The organism is Streptococcus dentapri, assembly GCF_042649885.1.
GTDB classification, from domain to species: Bacteria; Bacillota; Bacilli; order Lactobacillales; family Streptococcaceae; genus Streptococcus; species Streptococcus dentapri.
The window spans coordinates 1-1,056 of the sequence record NZ_JBHSAC010000032.1 but is presented as its reverse complement, the minus strand read 5'-3'; the positions used below and the strand labels follow the sequence as shown (position 1 = coordinate 1,056).

The window sequence follows — 1,056 nt, the reverse complement described above, 5'->3', positions numbered from 1 at the left end:
AATTGAGAATCGAACAAATCATACTGGCTTATAATTTGAGATATTTTGAAATTAACTAGCACCACGAGTAAAGAAGGTGTTTTATGGCAAAAAGCAAAACAAAGTCCAAAGCCCTATGGATAGGACTTGGCAGTTTTATTGGTATTATTATCCTTATTTTAGGAATTGTAGGAGGAAAAATGTATATGGATAAAAAGCGAGAAGAAGCCTTGTATAAACATGGTTTTCGTTTATTGGAAGAGCAGCTAGCAACTTACATTAAAGAGCATTATGAAGGTGTTAGTAGGATTGAATTTTCCCCCATTTTTGAAGATGGCGGAGATGGTTATAGTATGTATACATTGAATGTGGTTGTAGCCATTTCTGATGAACATGGTAATCGAGCACTTGTAGATGAGTATGGGAGTGGGAATACTCCCTTTGGTACAGCAAATGGATTAACAATGGATTTTGATGGCGGAGATGGCAGTCAGGTCATTGAATTGGATAATTATGACCGTGATGAAGTCATAGATGTTTCCGATGCTGATACTCTGCCAAAGAATGCCAAGTTAGAAAGTTACCGTATTTTAGATGAAATGATACAGTATTTAGTAAAGACAGAGCAGCTTGTTGATGTGAAGAAATCTAATCATGGTAGTAGAGATGTTAAAGTAGTTTATAATACAACAATTAAGAAAGGAAGTTATAGCAAATGGCACTAACTGATGAACAGATGCAGGATATTCAGAGTCGAACCAAAGAAGCATCATCAACTAAACAACCTGGTGACACTATCAAAGCTGGCGGACAAAAATACGAAGTTATTGCAACTACTGGTAAAGACAGTACGACCCAAGGGATTGCAGTAGCACCAGTAGATAAAAACGGAAATACTGATTACTCTCAAACTGCAATTGTAGTTGCAGGCACCCAGCCGCCTGGAGATAAAAACGGTAATGGGTTATTGCCTGAACTTGGTTCAACATTCAAGGCTTTTGTACAAGGTGAATACGGCTATTCCATGCAGGGAAAGGAGGTTGAGAATCTTTATCAGCAGACTGAGGAAAATTTAAA

1 protein-coding gene and 1 pseudogene are annotated in these 1,056 nt (G+C 37.5%); both read left to right on the top strand.

What is annotated here, in order from left to right; all coding sequences use genetic code 11:
* The first annotated feature begins 185 nt into the window (after positions 1 to 185).
* Entirely contained in the window at positions 186 to 704 is a 519-nt protein-coding gene (locus tag ACFOSE_RS03395; RefSeq protein ID WP_380430514.1) for a hypothetical protein, read from the top strand.
* Positions 695 to 1,056: pseudogene (locus tag ACFOSE_RS03390) on the top strand (hypothetical protein); the annotation flags it as partial. The gene ACFOSE_RS03395 and the pseudogene ACFOSE_RS03390, both read left to right, overlap by 10 nt.

Excerpts from the sequence above, each read along its gene's own strand:
- ACFOSE_RS03395 (WP_380430514.1), top strand. The coding sequence starts at position 186 with ATGGATAAAAAGCGAGAAGAAGCCTTGTATAAACATGGTTTTCGTTTA.